We start from the raw sequence: 22,850 nt of genomic DNA, 5'->3' as shown, positions 1-22,850 counted from the left end.
GAGGGCCGAAAGCGGTGCGGCTTCCCCGGTGTCGGTGTCAGCCGGCGGCGATCTCGGGCAGGGCCCGCGGATCGAGCTTGCCGCCCGGGGTGCGGGGGAGCCGGGGCAGGACGGTGAGATGGGCCGGGACGAGGTGGGCCGGGACGCGGGCGCTCAGCTCGCGGCGCAGCTCGGCGGCATCCGGGGTCCGGCCCGGCGCGGCGGCGACATAGGCCGCCACCTGGACCTCGCCCAGATGCGTCACCGCGCGGGCGACCACGTCCACCACCTCCGGAAGCGCACCGACCGCCGCCTCCACCTCCTTGAGTTCCACCCGGTGGCCGCGCACCTTGACCTGGTCGTCGGCGCGGCCGAGGAAGCGGAGCGTGCCGTCGGGCGACCGGCGCACCCGGTCGCCCGTCCGGTACATCCGCTGCCCCCGCTCCTCGGTGAACGGGTCGGGCACGAAGCGTTCCGCGGTCAGTGCGGCCCTGCCGTGGTAACCGCGCGCCAAGCACGCGCCGGCCAGATACAGTTCGCCCGCCTCCCCGTCCGCCGCTTCCGTCAGCTCCTCGTCCAGGACATACGCTCGCACGCCGGGCAGCGGTACGCCGAGCGGGATCACCTCGTCGCCTGGGACGCCGTCGAGCGCGGTGGCACGGGCCTCGTGGCAGGTCGCGGTGATCGTCGACTCGGTGAGGCCGTACGCGCTGGTCACCGGGGGGCCGCCCGCGCCGTACCAGCGGCGCAGATCCGCGGTGCGCCCGGCGTCGCTGCCGATCACCACCCGGCGCAGCGACGCGGGCAGCGGCCGGGGCCGGCGCTCGACGTCCTTCGCCCACTGCGCCCAGTAGGGGGTGGGCAGATTGACGACGCTGATCCGCTGCCCGGCGAGGAAGGGTTCGAGTTCGCCGGGCGAGACCATGTTGTCGGCGACGAACACGGCGGCGCCGCCCGTGCACCAGGTGGGCAGGGCCTCCTCCAGTGACACGTCGAAGGCGGGCGCGGCGAACTGGAGCACCCGGTCGGCGCCGGTCAGGCCGTAGCGCTCGGCGAGCACATGGGCCTGCCGGGCGAGGCCGGGGTGCCCGACCGCGACCGGCTTGGGCGCCCCGGTGGAGCCGGAGGTGAACAGGACGTAGGCGAGGGCGCCGGGCGCGGGCCGGGCCGGGACGAAGTCCGCGCCGCCGGTCTCGGCCCCGGTGGTCGCCGCCCAGAACAGCTCGGTGCCGACCCGGAGTTGGAGGTCGGCCGCGGCCGCGTGGTCCGCGGCGACCAGATAGCGGGTGCCGGCGGCGGCCAGCAGGGTGCGCAGCCGCTCGTCGGGCGTCGCCGGGTCGGCGAGCAGCAGCGCGGCACCGCAGTACCAGATGCCCAGCACGGCGACCGCCCAGTCGGCGCCCCGGCCCACGCCGACCAGCACCGTGTCCTCGGGCCCCGCACCGGCGGCGGCCAGCTCGCGGGCCACCGCGCGGGCCCGTTGGTCGAGTTGACGATATGTCAGCTCGCCTTCGGGCCCGAGCACCGCCGTGGCGTCGGGGGTCGCCGCCGCCTGCCGGGCGATGAGCAGCGGTACGGGGAGCTCGCTGGCGGTCATACGGGATCTCCTGGTCGGTACGGCCGGACCGGTGCACATCGGGGACACGGCCGGATGGGAGGTCGGAGCGGCCGCCGGCGGCGCGGGGCTCACGCGCCGTTCCTCGCGCGGGCCCGCAGGGCAGGGCGGGCCGGTGCCGGGCGGGCCGAGGCGAGACGGGCGGCGATGCCCGCCGGGGTGGGCGTCTCGAACAGATCGCGGATGGTCAGCTCGGCGCCGAGTTCGGTGCGCAGCCGGCCGGTCAGCCGGGTGGCGAGCAGCGAGTGCCCGCCATGGGCGAAGAAGTCGTCGTCCGGACCCGCCTCGGACAGTCCGAGGACCGCCGCGAACAGGTCGCACACCCTCTGCTCGCCGGGGCCCGAGGGCGCCCGCCCGGCGGAGCGGGCGAGGCTCGCCGGATCCGGCAGCGCCTTGCGGTCCACCTTGCCGTTGGTGGTGAGCGGCAGCGCGGGCAGCGGCAGCAGCAGCGAGGGGACCATGTAGTTCGGCAGCGTCTGGGAGAGCGCCACGCGGATCTCGTCGGGGGTGGCGGTACCGGTGACGTAGCCGATCAGCCGCTGCTGTCCGGCGCCGTCGCGGTCCACGGCCACGACCGCGTCCCCGACCCCGGGCGCGGCACGCAACGCCGTCTCCACCTCGCCCAGTTCGATGCGGTTGCCGCGGATCTTGACCTGGTGGTCCTGGCGGCCGAGGAAGTCCAGCTGACCGTCGGCGCGCAGCCGGGCCAGATCGCCGGTGCGGTACATCCGGGCGCCGGGCTCGGTGGCGAACGGGTCGGGGACGTAGCGTTCGCTGCTGCGCCGCGGATCGTTCAGATAGCCGGGTCCGACGCCGGTCCCGGCGATGAACAACTCCCCTGGCACACCGGGCGGTACGGGCGCGAGGGACGGGTCGAGGATGTACAGCCGGTTGTTGCGCAGCGGCCGGCCGACGGGCAGCCGGCCCTGTTCCAGCTGGGCTTGGACATCCCGGGTGATCAGGGCGTGGGTGTTGTCGTCCGAGCACTCGGTGAGGCCGTAGGCGTTGACGAGCGCCGCGTCCGGGTGGCGGTCGTACCAGCGCTCGCACAGCTCGGCCGGCAGCACCTCGCCGTTGACGATGAACCAGCGCAGCGACGGGAGTTCGGGCGCCGGTGTGCCGGCGTCCCACAGGTCGAGGGCCGCGCGGACGAAGGAGGGCACGGTCTCCATCACGGTGACCTCGTGTTCGGCGACGGCGGCGAAGAGCACCGCCGGGTCGCGGGCGACATCGCGGGAGACCAGGTGCACCCGGCCGCCGGTGATCAGCGGTGCGAGCATCTGCCACACCGAGATGTCGAAGGTGAGTGGCGCGTTCATCACCACCCGGTCACCAGGGGTGAGTTGAAGGTCGTCCAGCTTGGCGAGCAGATGGTTGTTCATGCCGCGCCGGTGCACCATGGCGCCCTTGGGGCGGCCGGTGGAGCCGGAGGTGAAGCAGATGTAGGCGAGCGCGTCGCGGCCACCGGCGGTCGGCGGCGGCACGGGAGCTGCCTGCGGCTCGGCGTCGTCGTGGCGGTCGTCGAGGAACAGCAGTCGTACGGCGGGCACCGCGGCGGCGATCTCCTCGGCGCGGGGCCGTTGTTCGGGGGCGGCGAGCAGCCAGCCCACGCCGCCTTGGGCCAGCAGGTCGGAGGTGCGCACCACCGGGCCCTCGGGGTCGAGCGGCACATAGGCGGCGCCGGCGCCGAGGATGCCGAGCAGGGCGACCGGCACCCGGGCGGTCGGCTCGCTGAGCACCGCGACCAGCTCGCCCTCGCCCACTCCCTCGGCGCGCAGCCGCAGGGCGAGCGTGTCGGCGCGGGCGACCAGCTCGGCGTATGTGTGCGCCCGGCCGGTGTCGTCGGTGACCGCGACGGCGTCCGGACGCAGCTCGGCCTGACGCCGTACCCGGTCGGTGACCTCGGCGAAGTCCTCCTCGCGGGCGGTGTCGTTGAAGGACACCAGGACGCGGTGGCGCTCGGCCGGGGACAGCAGGTCGACGGAGCCGGCCGGGCGGTCCGGGTCGTCGGCGACGGCCGTGAGGAGCCGGACCAGGCGGTCCAGCAGGGCCTGGGCGTCCTCGGTGTCGAAGACGTCCGGCCGGTGGTCGATCTGGAGGCGCAGCCGCTCGCCGGGGATGGCGGTCAGGGAGAGCGGGTAGTGCGCCGCGTCGTGCGGGTCGACCCCGGTGACGCGGAGGTCGCCCGTGGACAGCGCGGACAGCGCGGCGAGCCCCTCGGCGTCCGCCTGGTAGTTCTGGAACGCGACACAGGAGTCGAACAACTCGCCCGCTTCAGCGGTGCGTTGGATCTCGGTGAGGCCGAGGTGATGGTGCTCGATCAGGCTCGCCTGCTCGTCCTGGAGACGGGTGAACAGGCTCATCAGGGATTCGGCGGGGTCGATACGGACGCGCACCGGGACGGTGTTGAGGCACAGCCCGACGATGTCGGCGACGCCGGGCAGTTCGGGGGAGCGGCCGCTGACGACCGCGCCGAAGACCACGTCGTACGAGCGCAGCCGGTTGCCGAGCAGCAGCGCCCACGCGCCCTGGAGCAGGGTGCCCGGGGTGATCCGGTGGGCCCGGGCGAGCGCGGTGAGCCGCTCGGTCAGGGGCTCCGGCAGGACGGTCTCGACCCGGTGCGGCAGCGGCCCGGAGGGGGCCGCGGAGACCGGGGCGGTACGGGTGCCACCGGAGAGTCCGGCCAGCGCGCGGCCCCAGGCGTCCCGGGCCGCGCCGGTGTCGCGGGTGCCGAGCCAGCGCAGGAACGACGCGTACGGCGTGACCGGAGGCAGCGCGGCTTTGTCCGGTCCGGCGTCGTGGAGGGCCAGCAGCTCGCGCACCAGCACGGGCCACGACCAGCCGTCCAGCAGGATGTGATGGTACGTCAGCAGCAGTCGGTGGCTGAGCGGGCCGGTGCGTACGAGGGTGAAGCGCAGCAGCGGCGGACGGGCCAGGTCGAAGCGGCGGGCCCGGTCCTCGGCCAGCAGCGTCTCGACGGCGGCCGCCTGCTCCGCCAAGCCGAGCCCGCTGAGGTCCGTCTCGGCCCACGGCACCTGGACGTCACGCCGTACGACCTGCGCGGGCTCGCCGGAGGCGCGGCGCAGGAAGCCGGCGCGCAGATTGGCGTGGCGGCGCAGCACCGTGTCGGCGGCGGCCCGCAACCGCTCGGCGTCAAGGGGCCCGGCCAGGTCCAGGAGCAACTGGGCGACGTAGACGTCCGTTTCGTCCTCGTCGTACAGCGCGTGGAAGAGGATGCCCTCCTGGAGCGGAGAGAGGGGCAGCACGTCCTCGACCCGGGAGGCGGCGGGGGCGGCGGGGGCGGCGGTTTCGCTCACGGTGTGTTTCCTTGTCGATGGTCAGGCGGGACGGCCGCGGCGGGCGCGGCGCACGATCGGCGGTTCCGGCGCGGCGGCCGACTCCGCGATGGCCAGGGCGAGTTCGGCGACGGTGGGTCCGGCGAAGAAGCGGCGGACGGTGACCGCGGCGCCGAGGCCGGAGCGGACCTCGGCCAGCAGCCGGGCGGCGAGCAGGGAGTGCCCGCCGAGCTCGAAGAAGTTGTCGTGGACGCCCACGCGGTCCGCGCCCAGCAACTGCTCCCACAGCGCGGCGAGCGCCCGTTCGGTGTCGTCGCGCGGCGCCTCGTAGGGCCGTTCGGCGGCGGCCGGGGCCGGGGAGGGCAGCGCCGCCAGATCGGTCTTGCCGTTCGCCGTGACGGGGAGGCGGTCCAGCACCGTGATCGTCAACGGCACCATGTAGTCGGGCAGTTCGGATCGCAGATGCCGACGCAGCTCGGCCGGGTCGGGGGCGGCGCCCGCGGCGGGCACCGCGTACCCGGCGAGGGCGGGTCCGGCTGCCGTGGGGACGACGGTCACGGCGGCCCGGCCGACGGACGGATGCCCGGCGAGCACGTTCTCGATCTCGCCCGGTTCGATGCGCAGCCCGCGGATCTTGACCTGGCGGTCGGCCCGCCCGAGGTACTCGACCTGCCCCGCGGTGTTCCAGCGGGCGAGGTCGCCGGTGCGGTACATCCGGGCGCCGGGCGGCCCCGCCGGGCAGGCCACGAACCGTTCGGCGGTGAGCCCGGGGCGGCCCAGATAGCCCTGCGCGAGGCCCGTCCCGGCGATGTACAGCTCGCCGGTCACACCGGGCGGCACCGGGGCGAGCCGGTCGTCGAGGATGTGCAGGCAGGTGCCGTCCAGGGGGCGGCCGATGGGCACCTGCCCGTCCGGGAGCGGCGCCCCGGGCGCCATGGCGAACGTGGCGGCGAAGGTGGTCGTCTCGGTCGGCCCGTACGCGTTGGTGACGGTGGTGCCGGGGCAGTGCTCGCGGACCCGCCGGACGGCGGCGGGGGAGGCCGCCTCGCCGCCGGTCATCACCTCGACCAGCGTGCCCAGCCGCTCCGGGCAGCGGTCGGCGAGCTCATTGAAGAGGGTCGCCGTCAGGAAGGTGCCGGTGACCCGCTGCTCCTGCATGAGCGCGGCGAGGGCGGGGACGTCCAGGTCGCCGGGCGGGGCGATGACCACGAGGCCGCCGTTGAGCAGCGGCACCCACAACTCGTAGGTGGAGGCGTCGAAGGCGTGCGGGGAGCGGAAGAGGACCCGCTCATGGGCGCCGCCGCGCCAACGGCGGTCCACGGCGAGGGCGACGACCTCCCGGTGCGAGACGGCGACGCCCTTGGGGGTGCCCGTCGAGCCGGAGGTGTACATCACATAGGCGAGGCCGTCGGGGTGGGCGGCGGCGCGGTCCGGGGCGGTGCCGCCGTCGCCGCCCTTGCCGTCGCCGCTGTTGTCGTTGCTGTCGTCCACGCGCAGGGTGTGCCGTACGCCGAGATCGGGGGCGGACCCGGCGTCGGTGATCAGCACGGCCGCGCCGGCCTCGGCGACGATCGCCGTCGAACGGGCCGGCGGGGCGGCCGCGTCCAGCGGGAGGTAGGCCGCGCCGGCCTTGAGCACCCCGAGGGTGGCCGCGATCAGTTCCACCGAGCGGTCCATCAGCACCGCGACGGTGTCGCCGTGCCGCACGCCCAGTCGAGCGAGCCGCGCGGCCAACCGGTCGGAGAGCGCGTCGAGTTCACCGTAGCTGGCCTCGCGTCCGGCACAGACGGCGGCCGCCCGCTCCGGATGGGCGGCGGCCCGCGCGGTGAACAGGGCGTCCACGGTGGTGGCATGGGGCTGCGCGGGGGCGCCCTGCCAGCCGCGCACCAGGTCCGCGCGCTCGGCGGGGCTCAGCAGGTCAAGGGCGGTGATCGGGGCGGCCGGGTCGTGGACGACGGCGGCGGCGAGGCGGACAAGCCGGTCCAGGAGCCGCTGGGCGGTTTCGGCGTCGAAGAGGTCGGCGGCGTATTCGAGGGCCAGGCCGATCCCGGCGGGCGCGCCGGTCGCGGGGTCGTGGCGCTCGTCCACCTCCAGGGTCAGATCGAACTTCGCGGTGTCGGTGCGCACCGTCTCCGTCTCCACCCGTAGTCCGGGGAAGACCGGCTCGTCGTGCGCGTCCCGCTGGCTGGCCACCGCGATCTGGAAGAGGGGGTGACGGCCGGGCGAGCGCGGCGGGTTGAGCCGCTCGACCAGCGCGTCGAAGGGCAGATCGCGGTGGGCGTGGGCGTCGAGCACGGCGTCGCGGACCCGGTCGAGCACCTCGGTGAAGGCGGGGTCGCCCGAGGTGTCGGCCCGCACCACCACGGTGTCGACGAACAGGCCGACGAGATCGTGCAGCGCCTCGTCGTCACGGCCGTCCACCGGGCAGCCCAGGGGCAGGTCGGTGCCTGCGCCGAGCCGGGTGAGCAGTGCGGCGAAGGCCGCCTGGACGGCCATGAAGGGTGTGGCGTGCCGCTCCCGGGCCAGCGCGGCGAGCCCCGCGTGCACGGCGGCACCGGCCTCGGCGCTCACCACGGCGCCGCGGTGCGAGGCGACGGCGGGACGAGGCCGGTCGGTGGGCAGCGCATGCTCCTCGGGCAGGCCCGCCAACACGCCCGCCCAGTGGTCGAGTTGCCGTGCGTGCAGCGAGTCAGGGTCCGCCGCGTCGCCCAGCACCTCCTGCTGCCACAGGGCGAAGTCCGGGTACTGCACGGGGAGTTCCGGCCACTCGGCGTCGCCGCCCAACACCCGGGCGGTGTAGGCGGCGGCCAGGTCGTGGACGAGCACGTCTAGCGAGGCGCCGTCGCCCGCGATGTGGTGCAGGACCAGCAGCAGTTGGTGCTCATCGACCTCGTCGGTGAACAGGTGGGCGCGCAGGGGGACTTCGGTGGCCACGTCGAAGGGCCGGCCGGCGGCGGACCGCGCGCGCTCGCCGTGTTCGGCGGCAGGGCAGACCGTGACGGTCAGGTCCGGTGCGGCGCCCGGCTCCAGGACATGCTGGCGGGGGCGGCCGCCCTCGTCGGGGAACACGGTCCGCAGGGCCTCGTGCCGGTCGGTCACATCGGCGAGGGCGGCGGCGAGGGCGGCGCGGTCGAGGTCGCCCCGCAGGCGCAGCCCCACGGGGATGTTGTGCAGGCCGGACGGGTCGCCGTCACGGCACAGGAACCACAGACGGCGCTGGGCGTGGGACAGGGGGATCACAGCAGATCTCCGAGCTGGGATTCGAAGGCGTCGAGGTCGGCCTGGCTGAGGCCGGTGAGGGACACGTCGGACGGGGTCAGTCCGGCGGCGCCGGGCAGCGCGGTGTGCCGGGCGAGGGCCCGCAGCATCGCGAACCACTCCTCGGCCAGCGTCCGCACCCGGTCGGCCGGGTAGGCGTTGCCCGCCCAGGTCCAGGTGGCGCTGAGGGTGAGCCCGTCGGGGCCCTCGTGCGCGGCCGCGTTGACCTCGACGGCGTGCGCCATGGGCAGGCCCTCGTCGGCGTCGTCGAGGGCGAAGTCGTGTCCGGGGGCGGCGGCCCAGTCGGCGGTGTCGCCCATGGGGAAGCGGCCCAGGTAGTTGAAGCCGATCTCGGGGATGCCGAGGGCCGCGAGCCCCGGGCGGGTACGGCTGTTGCCGTGGCGCAGCAGGCCGTACCCGATGCCGTGGTCGGGGATCGCCCGCAGCGTCTCCTTGACCTGGCGCAGGGCGGCTCCGACGGTGGGCCCGCCGGCCCGGGCGTCGGCCAGATCGGGCAGCCCGAGGTCGAAGCGGACCGGGTACACGGTGGTGAACCAGCCGACGGTGCGGGACAGGTCCACGCCGTCGGTGATCTCCTCCCGCCCGTGCCCCTCGATGTCCACGAGCACCGAACCGCCGTCGCCGTCCCCGGTGTCGGGCCGCCGCCAGGCCAGGACGGCGAGGGCGAGACCGGTCAACAGGACATCGTTAACCGTGCCGTTGACCAGCCCGGGTGCCACGGTGAGCACCGGCCCGGTGATGTCCGGGGGCAGGGTGAGGGTGTGCCGGTTGACCGCGCTCTCGGCGTCGAGCCGGTCCGACGCGCAGACACCGCCCAGCGGTTCGGGCGCGGGGCGCAGGGTGTCGGTCCACCGTGCGGCCTCCGCCATCCGGCGGCCCGAGGTGGCGTCGGCCCGCAGCAGGCCGGCCCAGTGCGCGAACGGGGTCGGCACCGGCGCCGGTTCGGGTGCGCGGCCCGCGGCGAGCGCCTCCCAGCAGGAGCGAAGATCGTCCTGGAGGATGCGCCAGGACACCCCGTCGACGGCCAAGTGGTGGACGATGAGCGCCAGTCGGCCCTGCCGGGCGGGGCCGCGGTCGACGCGTACAGCGCGCAGCACGATCCCCTCGGCGGGCGCGAGCAGCCGCCGCGCGGCCCGGACGCGCTCCGTCACCAGGCCGGGCAACTCCTCGTCACCGAGGGCCCCCGCCTCGACGTGCTCGATCAGCGCGCGGGCGTCGACGCTCCCGGGCGGTGGCACCAGCGGCCGGGAGCCTGTCGATTCCGTACCTGTCGGTTCCGTACCTGCCGAGTCCATTCCAGCAGTGCCCGCACCGGCCGCGCCCGCGCGGATCGCGCCCGCGCCCCCCGGCACCCGCAGCCTGAGGATGTCGTGGGTGTCCAGCAGGGCCTGTACGACCCGTACCGCGTCCTCGGTGCCGAAACCGGCCGGGGTGCGCAGCACGAGCGACTGGTTGTACGTGTCGACGGGACCGCCCAGCTCCCCGAGCCACGCCATGATCGGGGTCGGCGCGAACGGGCCGAACCGGCGCGCGGTCCTGGCGGGAGCGGTGCCCGCACCGGAGCGTCCGACCGCGCGGGCACCGGCCGCCAGCGCGGCGACGGTCTCGCTGCGCAGCACCTCACGGGTGGTGACGAGCAGCCCGGCGGGGCGGGCGCGGCTGACGACCTGGATGGCCTGGATACTGTCACCGCCGAGCCCGGTGAAGCTCTGCCCCGGGCCGACGGCGGCCAGCCCGAGCACGTCCGCGATCAGCGCGCACAGCGTCCCGGCGGGATCCGGCACGCCGGTGCCGCCGTCGGCCCCGCCTTCCGCGAGGGTGGTGGTGGAGCGGTCGAGGTCAGTCACGGGCCGTGTTCCCGGCGAGGGCGGCCACCAGGGACGCGGGCCGCATGTCGGTCCAGTTCCGCTCCACGTGGTCGAGGCAGTTCTGCCGCGGCGCGGGCCCGTGCACCCGCGTCCACCCGGCCGGGACGGCCACGGTGGCGGGCCACAGGGCGTGCTGGAGCTCGTCGTTGCGGACGACCAGGTAGTCGGCGTTGTCGTTCTCGAAGGGGTTGCTCATGGCAGGTCCTCGGGGTGTCCGTTCCGGGTGCCGTACGGGTCGTACGACGGGGTGGTGAGGGTGGTGGGGGCTATGGACGGGGGCCGGTGTCGACGCTGAGCCGCAGCAGGCGCCGCGCCTCGTCCAGCGCCGCCGTCACCCGCTCCGGCGTCGGGTGGCCGGCGATGACATGCCCGATCCGGTCGCCGGCGCTGCGGGGGCGCCGTACGACCGTGCCCGGCGCGGCGGTGACCGTGACCGCCTCGACGTCCGGCAGGGCGGCCGCCTCCTGGGTTCCCTCGACGGCGTCGAGCACCCCGTCGGCGTCGGGCAGCAGGAACTGGATGCCCGCGTGCGCGTCCTGGGCGGGCTTGAGCGCGGGGGCGAGCCCGACGGCGGTGCGCAGCTGCTGCTCAAGGAGGTCAACGCCCGTGGCCAGCCTGATCAGTTCGGGGATCATGCCGCCCGCGGGGCGCGGGTTGATCTCGATGACGGCGGGCCCCTCGGCGGTCAGCTTCACCTCGGTGTGGGTGGCGCCCAGCCGGATCCCGGCCGCGTCCAGGGCGGCGGTCACGGTCTCGGTGATCCGCTGGGCCGTCTCGGCCGGCAGCGGGGCCGGGAACAGGTGCCGGTGCTCCACGAAGTGCGGGGTGCCGGTCACGGACTTCTCGGTGATGCCGACGCACTCGGCGCGGCCGTCCCAGGTGAACATCTCCACGCTGTACTCGGGGGCGTCCAGGTACTCCTCCACCAGGACGGTGCGCGCGGTCGGCATACCGCGGACATTGGTGGTCACGGCGAGGACCCGCTCGGCGTGGGCGGTGGCGGTGGCCTCGTCGGCGCAGAGCAGGACGTTCACGGAACCGGAGTCGTCGGCGGGCTTGACCACGCAGGGCAGCCCGGTGCGGGCGACGGCGGCGGCCACCTCGGACGCGTCGCGGACGACGGCGTACCGCGGCTGGCGCACCCCGGCGCTCTCCAGCAGGGCCCGCAGCGCCGACTTGTCACGGCACGCGGTCACGGCCTCGGCCGGATTGCCGGGCAGCCCGAGCCAGCGGGCCAGGCGCGCGGCGGCGGGGACGTAGAAGTCGCTGGTGGTGGTGATGCCCGCGATCTCCTCGCGGCGGAAGCGGTCCTGGACGGCGGCGCGCAGGGCGGCGTCCGAGTTGGTGTCGCAGCGGATCACCTCGGCGCCGGTGGCGGCGAGGCCCCGGTAGCGTTCGGGGTCACCCGTCAACAGCACCGGTACGGTGTCCAGTTCCTCCCGGGCCAGCTCCAGGGCGAGCATGCCGGTGCCCGTGGTGTTGGACTCCACGAAGACCAGATGCCGCCGCAGTTCCTCGGGGGCGCGGAACGGCTGCCGGGACCAGCTCAGCGCGGTCTGTCCGACCGGGATCACGGACGGCCCCTCAGGCGCCGGGAGTTCTTGCAGCCGGTGGCTGTCCCAGTGCTCGTCGCTGTAGACGGTGTCGGCGTACCGGTCGCCGCGGTCGGGCATGATACCGACGATGCGCGAGCCCGGTTCGGCGCGCTCGGCGAGGTCGCCGAGGACGCGGTAGACCGAGCCGGAGGTGTTCCCGGCGAAGATCTGCTGCTCCCGGGCGAGATCCCGGGTGGCCGCGAACGCCTCGTGGTCGTTGAGCCAGTGCACCTCGTCGATGAGCGAGCGGTCCAGGTTCTTCGGCAGCAGGCTGTTGCCGAGGCCGCTCTGGAGCCGCTGCGGCACATCGGGCTGCCCGAACAGGGCGCTGCCCACGCAGTCGACGCCCACCACCTTCACGCCGGGCAGGCTCTCGCGCAGGGCACGGGAGGTGCCGCACAGCGATCCGCCGGAGCCGACCGCCCCGACGACGGTGTCGATGTGCCCCAGATCGGCGAGCAGCTCGCCCGCCAACTCCCGGTAGGCGCCCGGGTTGTCGGGGTTGGTGTACTGCTGCGGCCAGAAGGCGCCGGGCAGTTCGGCCATCAGTTCCGCGAGCCGCTCCAGACGGGCGGACTGCCAGCCGTGGCTGGTCATCGCCTCCACGATGTGCACCCGGCAGCCGAGGGCGCGCAGTTTGGCGAGGGTGACGGGGTCGATGCGCGGGTCGGTGACGATGTGCACCTCATGACCGAGCGAGCGGCCCACGAGGGCGACACCGAGGGCCATCGTGCCGGACGAGCTCTCCACGACCGGGGCGTCCGGCCGCAGCGTGCCGAGGCGCCGGGCCTCCCGGATGATGTTGCGGGCGACGCGGTCCTTCATCGCGAAGAGGTTCTGGAGCTCCAGCTTGGCGTAGACCTCCACCCCGCGTGCCTGGCCGAGGCGCAGCCGGACCAGCGGAGTCCCGCCGATCGCGTCCGTCAGCGTGTCGAACAGCATGGTCAGATCTCCAGCTCATGAGGGAGGGCGGAGGGTTCCGCGGCGGGACGGGGTACGGCGGGACGGGGTACGGGGCCGGCGGGCCCGGTGAGCTGCCCGCGGTGCGGCCGGGTCCAGTCGTCGCCCGCGCCCAGCGAGCGGTGCACGGACACCTCGCCGCCGAGCGCCGCGCAACCGTCCCTGATATGCGCCGACTTGGCGTCGAGTTCGGGGTCGCCGGCTTCGAGGAGGACACCGAGCAGGGTGCCGCTGTGCGCGAGGACCAGGCCGAGCCCGCCGACCTCGGCACACAGCACGCGCAGCCGGTCGAACCCGGGCCGCTCGCGCCGCCGTCCGTTCAACTCGGCGCTGCGGGTGGTCACTTCGCCCACGGACGGCAGATCGCCCTCGGTGACGGCGGTGGTGAGCCGGTCGAGCAGCCGGGCGTACTCGTGCCGGTCCGCGGCCCCGATCGGACCGGCCGTGCGATTGTGGGCGACCGTGTCGACCTGTCCGCCCTCGTCGTGCGCGACGACGGCGAACGGCGGCAGCGTGCCGAGCCTGCGGCCGAGGCGCACGCCCCGGTGGTGGAAGCAGACGATCTCGTCGTACATCACACCGTCGGCCGGCTCCACACCCCGCAGGAACGCCTCGGTCTCGGCGGGGGAGAACGACCGTCCGAAGGCCGCGCCGACGGCTCGCACGGTGGCGACCAGGTCGGCCGACGAGCTGGCCATGCCCTTGCCCTCGGGCAGGTCGCCGCCGAGTTCCAGCAGACCGCCGTGGGTCACCCCGAGCGCGGACAGGACGGCCTCGGCGGTGCGCCGGGACTTGGCCTTGTGCGCGGGCGCGACCCGTACGTCCGGCCGTCCGGGCCATGGGTGGAAGGCGGCGGTCGCCCACCGGGCCAGCGGGAACGTCACCAGGAAGTCGCCGTCCAGCTCGGGCAGCGCGCCCTGGAGAAGCTCCCCGAACGTGCCGAAGGCGTGCCCGAGACCGGGTTCGAGGTCGGCCGGCGCGGCGGCCGGGCTGGAGATCGGTGACGGCGGCATCAGCGGTCCCCCGCTTCCGCGTGTACGGCGCCCTCGGGGGAGCCCGCCGTCGCCTCTTTTGTGCGTACGGCGTCCACGGCGGAGCCCGCCGGCGCCACGAGCCCGAGCGCCCGGTCCGTCTCGGCGGCACCCGCGCGGACGGCCGCGGCCCGCCGCTCCCAGGCCGCCCGCACCTCGGCGTACGCCGTCCGCTGGACGCGCAGTGCCTCGGCGACCGCCTCGGGCCGCGCCGACCCTTGAGAGGCCAGGCGTTCGAGCCCGCGCCGCACATCGAAGGCGTCGGCGAGCAGCCCGCCCGGTCCGGCGAGCGTGACGGAGTGCTCGGCTGCCGCCTCCACCAGCAGCTCGGGCACGCCCGGGTGCGGCGGGGCGCCGGCGGCGACGGCCCGCACGATGTACTTGCCGGCGATCACCTGGGCGGTGCGCCAGGGCACGTCCTCGGTCAGGGTGAGGGCGTTGGCGAGGCTGAACCCGCCCAGGAACTCCCGCTCGCAGACCTCGCGCATCCGCCCCGCGCGGAAGATAAGACGGCGCAGCACCTCGGTGAGCAGCCGTACGGTGCCGTGCGCCGAGTCGAAGGCGGCCAGCACGTGGGTACCGGCCTCCTTGGAGACCTCGACCAGATTGCAGAACGGAGTGTTGCGCTGGCCGAGCAGGACGTCCGTGTGGAAGGCGGTCAGATGGGCGGTGCGGCCCCGGATGCGTTCCAGCACGGGGTAGTTCTTCTTCTGCGGCATGGCCGAGGAGATGCCGGACAGTTCGTCGGGCAGCTCGATGAAGCCGTACTCACTGCCGCCCCAGCTGAGCAGGTCGGTGGTGAACCGGCTCAACGCGGCGCCCAGCAGGCTGAGTTCGGCGGTGGCCTCGGCGCTCCAGCGGCGGGAGGCGACCGCGGTGAGCGCGTTGGACTGCGGGCGGTCGAAGCCGAGCAGCCGGGCCATCCGGACGCGGTCCCAGGGCAGTTCCTGCCCGGCCATCGCGCCGGCGCCGAGCGGGCAGGCGTCGATGCCGTCGTAGGCGGCCAGCAGCCGGCGCTGGGTGTGCAGCAGATGCTCGGAGAGCGCGGTGAGATGGAAGCCGGGGGTGATGATCTGGGCGGCCTGGAAGTGCGTGTACCCGGGCATGGGCAGCTCGCGGGTCTCCTCCGCGAGCTCTACGACGACCTCGCCGAGCTCCGCCAGGGCCCCGGCGAACGCGATGAGCCGCTCCCGGCCGAACATCAACTGGGCGCACGCCTGGAGGTCGTTGCGGCTGCGGTCGACGTGCCAGCGCACGGCCGGACGCGCGAGCCCCGCCTCGACATGCCGCTCGATCGCGAACGCGATGTCCGACATGTTGGCGTCGGGCCGGGCGCTGAGGGTGTCCGGGCCCACCCCGTCGAGGAGGGCGGCGACGGCGTGCGCCTCGTCCGTGTCGAGCAGCCCCATGCGGGCGTACTCGGCGGCGAGGGTCTTCTCGATGGCGACGTAGTGGTGCAGCAGATGGCGGGACTCGAACCGGAACTGCGGGGCGAGCACCTCCTCGTGCAGCAGTTCGCTCGGTCCGCCGCTGATGCGGCCGGTGAGTTCGGCGGCGGGTGCCGGGGACTGGCTCGTCACGTGACGGTGTCCGTTCTGTGGTGTGAGCGGGCGTGGTGCGCAAGGGCCGGTGGGCGCCCTCCGCGGGCGGGCAGGCAGGATTCAGCGGTGGTCGGACGCGGCCAGAGCGGCGCCGAGGGCCGCGGCCACGGCGAACGCCCCTGGGGGCCGCACCAGTTGGTAGTGGTCGGCGTCGGCGTCGTACCGGATCAGACCGTCCGGGACCCGGTCGGCCCAGCGCCGCGCCGAGCCGAGCTCGGCGCCGGTCAGGCTCTGGTGGAAGTGGACGGGGCCCGCTGCGACGGGCGGCCGGTAGCGGACGGTGGCGAGCAGACCGGTGCGGAAGACGGTGTAGTGCCGGACCAGGTCGTCGAAGTCCGGCGCCGTGTCCGGGAGACGGTCCGCCACGACCCGCAGCCGGGCAGGGGTGCCGGCCGCCGCGCGCAGTTCGGCGCGCAGCGCGGCACGGGCGTCCGGGCCGGGGTCCGTCCCCGAGGAGCGCGCGAGGTCGTCGTGGAACCACTCCAGCAGGGCCAGGTCGTCATCGGGGACGTCGACCGCCTGGGGGTAGGCCGTGTCCAGCAGCGTGAGCGTGCCGACACGTTCCCCGGCGGCGCGCAGCTGGTGGGCCATCTCGTAGGCGAGCAGCCCGCCGAAGGACCAGCCGGCCAGATGGTAGGGGCCCTCGGGCCGCACCCGGCGCAGCGCGGTGACGTGGGCGGCGGCCAGTTCCTCGACGGTCGCCGGATTGCGGTCGTCCCCGTCCGCTTCCGCACCCGTCAAGCCGGGAGCGGTGAGCCCGAACACCGGTCGTCCGGAGCCCAGTTCGGCCGCGAGATCGCGGTAGCACAGGACCTGGCCGCCGATGGGATGGACGAGGAAGAGCGGGTCCAGATCGCCGTCCGGACGGATGCGGACGACCGGGTCCGGGCCGCTCGGCCGCCGCTCGGCGCGCAGCACCTGTGCCTGCCCCGCGACGGTCGGACGCTCCAGCACGGTGGAGACCGAGAGCCGTTCGCCGAACGCGTCGTTGAGGCGGCAGATGAGGCGCAGGGCGTCGATGGAGTGGCCGCCACAGGCGAAGAAGTCGTCGTGGACACCGACCGGTCCGGCGCCGAGGAGCTGTTCCCAGATCCCGGCGATCCGGGCCTCCGTCGCGTCGCGGGGCGGCTCTGGCGGGCTCTGCCGGAGCGCGCCCGCCGGGTCCGGTGCGGGCAGCGCGGCGCGGTCGAGCTTGCCGTTGGGGGTGAGCGGCAGGGCGTCCAGCAGGACCCACGCCGAGGGGACCATGTGGTCGGGAAGCAGGGCCCGGGCGTGCCGGACCAGCTCGTCTGTGTCTGTGCGTGTGCCCGTGGCGTCGGCACTGTCGTCGGCCGTCACCACATACGCGACCAGCCGCTCCCCGCGCAGCAGCACGGCACAGCCGCGCACCGCGGGGTGTTCGCCGAGCACCGCCTCGATCTCCCCGGGCTCCACCCGGAAGCCGCGGATCTTCATCTGGTGGTCGGTGCGGCCGGCGTACTCCAGGGCGCCGTCCGGCCGGTGCCGGGCCAGGTCACCCGTCCGGTAGAGGCGGCGGGTGACCCCGTCGGCGCCGGTGTGCCGCACGAACCGCTCGGCGGTCAGCTCCGGTCGGCCGTGGTACCCGAGCGCCAGCCCGACGCCCTCCAGGTACAGCTCGCCGGTGACACCCAGCGGGACCTCGGCCAGCCGGGCGTCCAGGACATGGGTGCGCATATTGGCGATGGGCCGCCCGATGGGCACTGTGTCGCCGTCATCGGGCGCGCACCGCCAGGCCGTCACATCGACGGCCGCCTCGGTCGGGCCGTAGAGGTTGTGCAGCTCGACCCTGGGCAGCAGCTCGAAGAACCGGTTGCGGACGTCGGCGGGCAGGGCCTCGCCGCTGCACACGACCCGGGTGAGCCCGGCGGCCGACGCGACCGCCTCGGTGTCGTCCAGGAACACGGCCAGCATCGACGGCACGAAGTGCACGGTGCTGATCCGCTCGCTCCGCACGAGCCCGGCCAGATAGCCGGGGTCGCGCTGGCCGCCGGGCCGGGCGAGGACGAGCGTCGCCCCGGTGAGCAGCGGCCAGAACAGCTCCCACACCGAGACGTCGAACGTGTACGGCGTCTTCTGGAGCACCCGTTCACCGGCGACCAGCCCGTACGCGTCCTGCATCCACAACAGCCGGTTGGCGATGGCCCGATGGGACACCACGACGCCCTTGGGGGTGCCGGTGGAACCCGAGGTGAAGATCATGTACGCGGGGTCGTCGGGAGACGCGGCCGGTACGGTGGTGCGCGGACCGTCCGTCCGCTGGTCCGGTACGACGTCCGACTCGCCCGGCAGGGAACTCGGTTCACCCGGTACGACGACACTCACTCCGGCGCCCCGCAGCCGGGCGCCCCGGTCTTCGTCGGCGACGACCAGCCCGATCCCCGCCTCCGTCAGCAGGGATCGCACCCGCTGCTCGGGATGCCCCGGGTCCAACGGCACATACGCGGCACCGCACTTGAGCACGGCGAGCAGGACGACCGGCAACGTGAGGGACCGCTCGAGCAGCAACCCGACAAACGTGCCGGGACCGGCGCCCCGCTCCCGCAGCCGCACGGCCAGCCGCTCCGCCGCCGCGTCGAGCGCCCGGTAACTCAGCTCGCCGCCCTCGAAGCGGGCGGCCGCGGTATCCGGCGACACTCGTACCTGACGGTCAATCAACTCGGTGAGCACATGCGGCTCTTCGTACCGCTTCTCCGTGCTGTTCCACTCCGCGTACCGTCGCCGGTCCGCCACCGGAAGCAGATCGGCCGCCAGGCAGTCCCGGTCCGGGGTGTCGGCGAGGGCCCGCAGGGCCGCCGTGTACGAGGCGTGGACCGCGGCCATCCGCTCGGCGGGGAAGCGGGCGGCGTCGTAGCGCAGCCCGAGTTCGAGGAGCCGGCCGTCGGGGCTGCGGGAGAACTCCGCGCCGAACGCGAAGTCCGTGTCGGCCTCGCCGATCTCTTCCAGCACGGTGAACGTGCCCTCGTCGGGGCCTTTTTGCTCGACATGGAAGTGGGTGTAGTTGAAGAACGTCTCGAAGGGCGCGCTGCCGCCAGCGGTGCGCACGATCTCCGCGAGCGGGAAGCGCCGGTGCTCGTGGACGGGGACCTCCAGGTCCGCGACGCGTCGTACGAACTCCCGCCAGCTCCCGGCCGTGAGGGCGACGCGGAAGGGCAGCGTGTTGAGGAACACGCCGACGACCTTGTCGCCGTCCGGCTCCTCCGCGCGCCCGTTGTGGACCACACCGGTGGTGATCTCGTCACTGCCTCCCATCAGCGCCATGACCCGGACATGCGCGGCGAGCAGGAGGGTGCGCAGCGGCACACCCAGTTCGGCGGCGCGCGCGGTGAGGCGTTCATGCAGGTCGGCGGGGAGCGGCTCATGGTGCCAGGACATCCGCGGTGCGCCCGCTGCGGGACCGGTGCGGGGCAGCCGCGTCACGGTGGCGCCGGCCGTCTGCCCGGCCCAGAAGGACCGGTGCGCCGGGTCGGCGAGGGCGGCGCGTTCGAGCGCGACGAAGGAGGCGAAGCGGGAGCGCGGCGCGGGGGCGGGCGCGGGGGCGTCCGCTCCGGCGCACAGACGGACGTACCGCGCGCTGAGTTCGGTGAACAGTGAGCGTTCGCTCCAGCCGTCCACGATCGCGTGGTGTTCGGCGATGAAGAGCTGGAAGGCGGTGTCGGAGCGGCGCTGCACATGGAAGCGGATCAGCGGCGCCCGGCCCCAGACGAACGGGCGGGTGCGCTCGGCCTCGTAGTGCCGGGCGACGGCCGCCTCCCGCGCCGTCTCGTCCAGGTCGCGCAGGTCCTCGAAGGTGATCTCGGGGCGGGCGTCGCGGTGCACGAACTGGAGGGGTTCGCCGAAGCCGTGCAGATCGAAGGAGGTGCGCAGCATCTCGTGCCGGGCGGCGGCCTCGGCGACGGTCTGCCGCCAGGCGGCCTCGGACCAGGGCGCTTCCACGTGGTAGGCGGAGACGTTGTGGTAGACGCGTCCCGCGGCGGCCGGGAGATCGCTGTGGAAGAGCATCCCGGCCTGGAGCCGGGTCATCGGGTAGGCGTCGTCCAGCCCGTCCGGGAGCGCGGCCCGGTCCGCCTCGGTGAGCAGCGAGAACGGCTCGTACGACGGTGTCTCCCGCGCCGCGCCCTGGTCGTGGGCGACGGCCTCGGCCAGGCCGCGCACGGTCTGGTGCCGCATGAGGTCCACGACGCCGAACCGCAGCCCGCGGTCCCGGGCGCGTGCCAGCACCTGGAGGGAGCGGATGGAGTCGCCGCCGAGGGCGAAGTAGTTGTCGAGGGCGCCGACCCGCTCGTGCCCGAGCACCTCCTGCCAGACCTCCGCGAGGGCGGTCTCGACGGGGCCGCTCGGCGGTTCGTACGCCGCTCCGGGCGCGAACGCACCCGTCGCCGTGCCCGGCACCGGCAGCGCGCGCCGGTCGACCTTGCCGTTGGCGGTGAGGGGGAGCGCGGGGAGGGTGACGAGGGCGCCGGGGATCATATAACCGGGCAGCCGGGCCGCCAGATGCGCGCGGAGGTCGTCCACCGTGAGACCGACCGGGGCGGAGCCGTCCGTGCCGGGGTGGTTCGTGCCCGTGCCGTCCTCCGTGGGGTTCTCGGCGGCCGGTACGACATAGCCGGCCAGTACGGGGGTCCCGGTGGCGTCCGGGACGACACGGGCGACGGCGGCACCGATGCCGGGGTGCGCGGTGAGCGCCGCCTCGATCTCGCCGAGTTCGATCCGGAAGCCCCGCAGCTTGACCTGGTCGTCGATGCGGCCGAGGTATTCCAGCTCGCCGTCGGCCCGCAGCCGTGCCAGGTCGCCGGTCCGGTACAGGCGCTCCCCGGAGGGTGCGGTGGGGAAGCGTTCCGCGGTCAGTTCCGGGCGGTTGAGATAGCCCCGCGCCAGACCCGCCCCGGCGACGTACAGCTCACCGGCGGCGCCGCGCGGGACCGGGCTCCCGTGCCGGTCCAGCAGATGCAGCCGCAGGTCCGGGATGGGCACCCCGATGACGCTGCCCCGCCCCCGCGCCGCGTCCCGGGCGGTCAGCGGGCGGTAGGTGACATGCACCGTGGTCTCGGTGATGCCGTACATGTTGACCAGCCGGGGCGTGGTGTCGCCGTGCCGGTCGAACCAGCCGGTGAGCGCGCCGACATCGAGGGCTTCGCCGCCGAACACCACAGTGCGCAGTGCGAGTTGTCCGGATGTCTCGCCCGCTCGCTGGGCGTCCACGCGATCGAGCTGGTGGAAGGCGGACGGGGTCTGGTTGAGCACGGTGACCGCCTGGCCGCACAGCAGGCGGTGGAACTCCTCCGGGGACCGGCTGGTCTCGTACGGCACCACGACGAGCCGTCCGCCGTGCAGCAGGGCGCCCCACAACTCCCAGACGGAGAAGTCGAAGGCGATGGAGTGGAACAGCGTCCACACGTCCTCGGGGCCGAAGCCGAACCAGTGCCGGGTGGCGGAGAACAGCCGGGAGATGTTGCGGTGCGGAACCAGGGTGCCCTTGGGCCGTCCGGTGGAGCCGGAGGTGTAGATGACGTAGGCGAGATGGTCGGGCGTCACACCGCTGTCCGGTGCGGTGCCGGGCAGTTCGGCGAGCCGGTCCGCGTCGGCCGACAGATCGACCGCGTGCGTGGCCGCGGTCTCCCACAGCGGACGGGTGGCGGTGGTGCCGACGACATGGCGCAGCCCGGCGTCGCCGATGATGTGCCGCAGCCGCTCCGGCGGGTTGTCCGGGTCGAGCGGAAGGTAGGCGCCGCCCGCCTTGAGGATGCCCAGCAGGCCGACCAGCAGCTCGGCGGAGCGCGGCGCGCACAGGCCCACCAGGGTGTCGGGTCCGACCCCGAGGGAGCGCAGCCGGTGCGCCAACTGATTCGCCCTGCGGTCGAGTTCACCGTAGCTGAGCGCTCGTGAGCCGTCGGTGACGGCGATGGCGTCGGGGGTGCGGGCTGCGTGCTCGGCGAACACCTCGTGGGCGCAGCGCGCGGCGGCCTCCGCGGCCTCTTCGGGCAGGGCGGAGACGAGCGGGCACAGCTCCTCGTCGCTGAGCATGGGCAGCCGGCTGACGGGCAGCTCGGGCTCCGCGACGGCCCCGGCCAGCAGCCGCAGATAGTGCCGGGTGAACCGTTCGACGGTGGCGGCCTCGAACAGATCGGCGCGGTACTCCAGCCGGCAGCGGACCCCGTCCTCGCCCCGTACGACATCGAAGGTGAGGTCGAACTTGGCGCTCCCGGCGGGGCCTTCGAGCAGCCGGGCACGCGGGCCGGGCAGCGCGGCGGTGGTCTCCGCCTCGTCCTGGAAGCCGAACACGACGTCGAACAGGGGCGCCCGGTCGGTGGTGCGCTCGGGGTTGAGGTGCTCGACGATCCGCTCGAAGGGCAGGTCCTGGTGGTCCTGGGCATCCGCGACGGTGTCCCGCAGCCGCTTGAGGTGATCGCGGAAGCGGGGGTCGTCGGAGAGGTCGGAGCGGATCACGAGGGTGTTGACGAACAGCCCGACGGTGTCCTCGAACTCCCTGCGGTTGCGGTTGGCCACGGGCGTGCCGACCAGGATGTCCTCGCCGCCCGTGTAGCGTCCGAGGACGATCTGGAAGGCCGCCAGCATGGTCGTGTAGAGGGTGCTGTCGGTCTCCCGGCAGAGCCGGTTCAGCCGCTCCAGGACGTCCCCGGGGACCGCCGCCTCATGGAGGGCCGCGCCACGGGGCGCCGGCTCCCCGCTCGGACGGCGGTCCGTCGGCAGTCCCGAGGACGGCAGCTCGCCGCCCAACTGATCGGCCCAGTAGGTGAGCTGGCGCTCAGCGGCCGGACCGCTCAGCCATTCCTCCTGCCATTCGGAGAAATCGGCGTACTGGAACTCGGGCTCCTCCAGTTCGAATTCGCCGCTCTCGGGCGTGTTCAGCGCGCCGGTGCGGGCCGCGTAATCGGTGAGCAACTCCTTGAGCAGCAGTCCCGCCGACCACCCGTCACCGACGATGTGGTGCATTCCCAGGGCGAGTACGGCACCCTCTTCCCGCCGCAGCAGCGCGGCCCGGAAGAGCGGACCGGTCGCCAGATCGAAGGACCTGTGGTGCTGGGCGTCCATCCAGCGCTCGAAGTCGGTCTCGCCGTGCGCCTCCGCCACCGACCAGTCGAGCCGCGCCGAGGCGTCGATGTGCTGCGTCAACTCCCCTTCGTCCAGCACGAACCGGGTGCGCAGCGCCTCGTGCCGGTCCAGCAGACCCTGGGCGCACGAGCGGAGCACCTCGGCGTCCACGGCGCCGTCGAGCGCGCAGAAGACCGGCATGTGATAGGTCGGCCTGCCCTCCTCCATCTCCTGGAGGAAATACATCCGTTGCTGAGCCCGCGAAGCGCGGAAAACGCTGACCGACGGCTCGGTGAATGCTTCGGCCGTGACGTGAGTGGCCAAGTCGACTCCCTCGACCGCCACGCCTTTCCGGACGTGCGGCACTGATCCCACTGGTTGGTGAGTTCAACGCTAGGCGCGGGACGGGATGGAGATAAGTCCCGATCTGCCGGTCCCGGATTCACGTGACACGGCACCCGGATCAGTTGCCTCCGGCCCATCCAAGTGCCGTGCAATCAATGGGAGATGTGGGCTAAGGGCGGCGCCGCATCGGCGGCCGGTGCAGGATCTCGA

Annotated in this window: 9 protein-coding genes; all 9 read right to left on the bottom strand. The window is 74.1% G+C overall.

The window, feature by feature from the left end; genetic code table 11:
- Nucleotides 1-37 precede the first annotated feature (37 nt).
- Nucleotides 38-1,576 (bottom strand): amino acid adenylation domain-containing protein, encoded by a 1,539-nt coding sequence (locus tag HEP81_RS06490; RefSeq protein WP_051850115.1) that lies wholly within the window; start codon nt 1,574-1,576, stop codon nt 38-40.
- Between the two features lie 89 nt (nt 1,577-1,665).
- Nucleotides 1,666-4,911, bottom strand: coding sequence for a non-ribosomal peptide synthetase (locus HEP81_RS06485; RefSeq protein WP_051850116.1), 3,246 nt, complete (start codon nt 4,909-4,911; stop codon nt 1,666-1,668).
- 21 nt (nt 4,912-4,932) lie between these two features.
- Nucleotides 4,933-8,130: a non-ribosomal peptide synthetase gene (locus tag HEP81_RS06480; RefSeq protein WP_051850117.1), complete on the bottom strand. Its 3,198-nt coding sequence runs from the start codon at nt 8,128-8,130 to the stop codon at nt 4,933-4,935.
- A complete protein-coding gene (locus HEP81_RS06475; protein ID WP_051850118.1) occupies nt 8,127-10,016 on the bottom strand; it encodes a condensation domain-containing protein in 1,890 nt (629 codons plus the stop codon). Before HEP81_RS06475 ends, HEP81_RS06480 begins: the two co-directional genes overlap by 4 nt.
- On the bottom strand, nt 10,009-10,233 hold the full coding sequence (locus HEP81_RS06470) for an MbtH family protein (RefSeq protein ID WP_037654855.1): 225 nt from the start codon (nt 10,231-10,233) through the stop codon (nt 10,009-10,011). The genes HEP81_RS06475 and HEP81_RS06470 overlap by 8 nt, the downstream gene beginning before the upstream one ends.
- A gap of 70 nt (nt 10,234-10,303) precedes the next feature.
- On the bottom strand, nt 10,304-12,574 hold the full coding sequence (locus tag HEP81_RS06465) for a pyridoxal-phosphate dependent enzyme (protein ID WP_037654857.1): 2,271 nt from the start codon (nt 12,572-12,574) through the stop codon (nt 10,304-10,306).
- Nucleotides 12,575-12,576: 2 nt separating this feature from the next.
- The gene (locus HEP81_RS06460; protein ID WP_063755219.1) at nt 12,577-13,605 is read right to left on the bottom strand and encodes a GHMP family kinase ATP-binding protein; all 1,029 of its coding nucleotides are present in this window, start codon (nt 13,603-13,605) and stop codon (nt 12,577-12,579) included.
- Entirely contained in the window at nt 13,605-15,203 is a 1,599-nt protein-coding gene (locus HEP81_RS06455; RefSeq protein WP_063755220.1) for an argininosuccinate lyase, read from the bottom strand. The genes HEP81_RS06460 and HEP81_RS06455 overlap by 1 nt, the downstream gene beginning before the upstream one ends.
- Before the next feature lie 81 nt (nt 15,204-15,284).
- Nucleotides 15,285-22,619, bottom strand: a complete 7,335-nt coding sequence (locus HEP81_RS06450; protein ID WP_157854419.1) for an amino acid adenylation domain-containing protein — start codon at nt 22,617-22,619, stop codon at nt 15,285-15,287.
- Between the last annotated feature and the right edge of the window lie 231 nt (nt 22,620-22,850).

Source organism: Streptomyces griseofuscus (assembly GCF_014673495.1).
Taxonomy (GTDB): Bacteria; Actinomycetota; Actinomycetes; order Streptomycetales; family Streptomycetaceae; genus Streptomyces; species Streptomyces murinus.
This window is presented reverse-complemented; position numbering and strand designations above follow the sequence as displayed.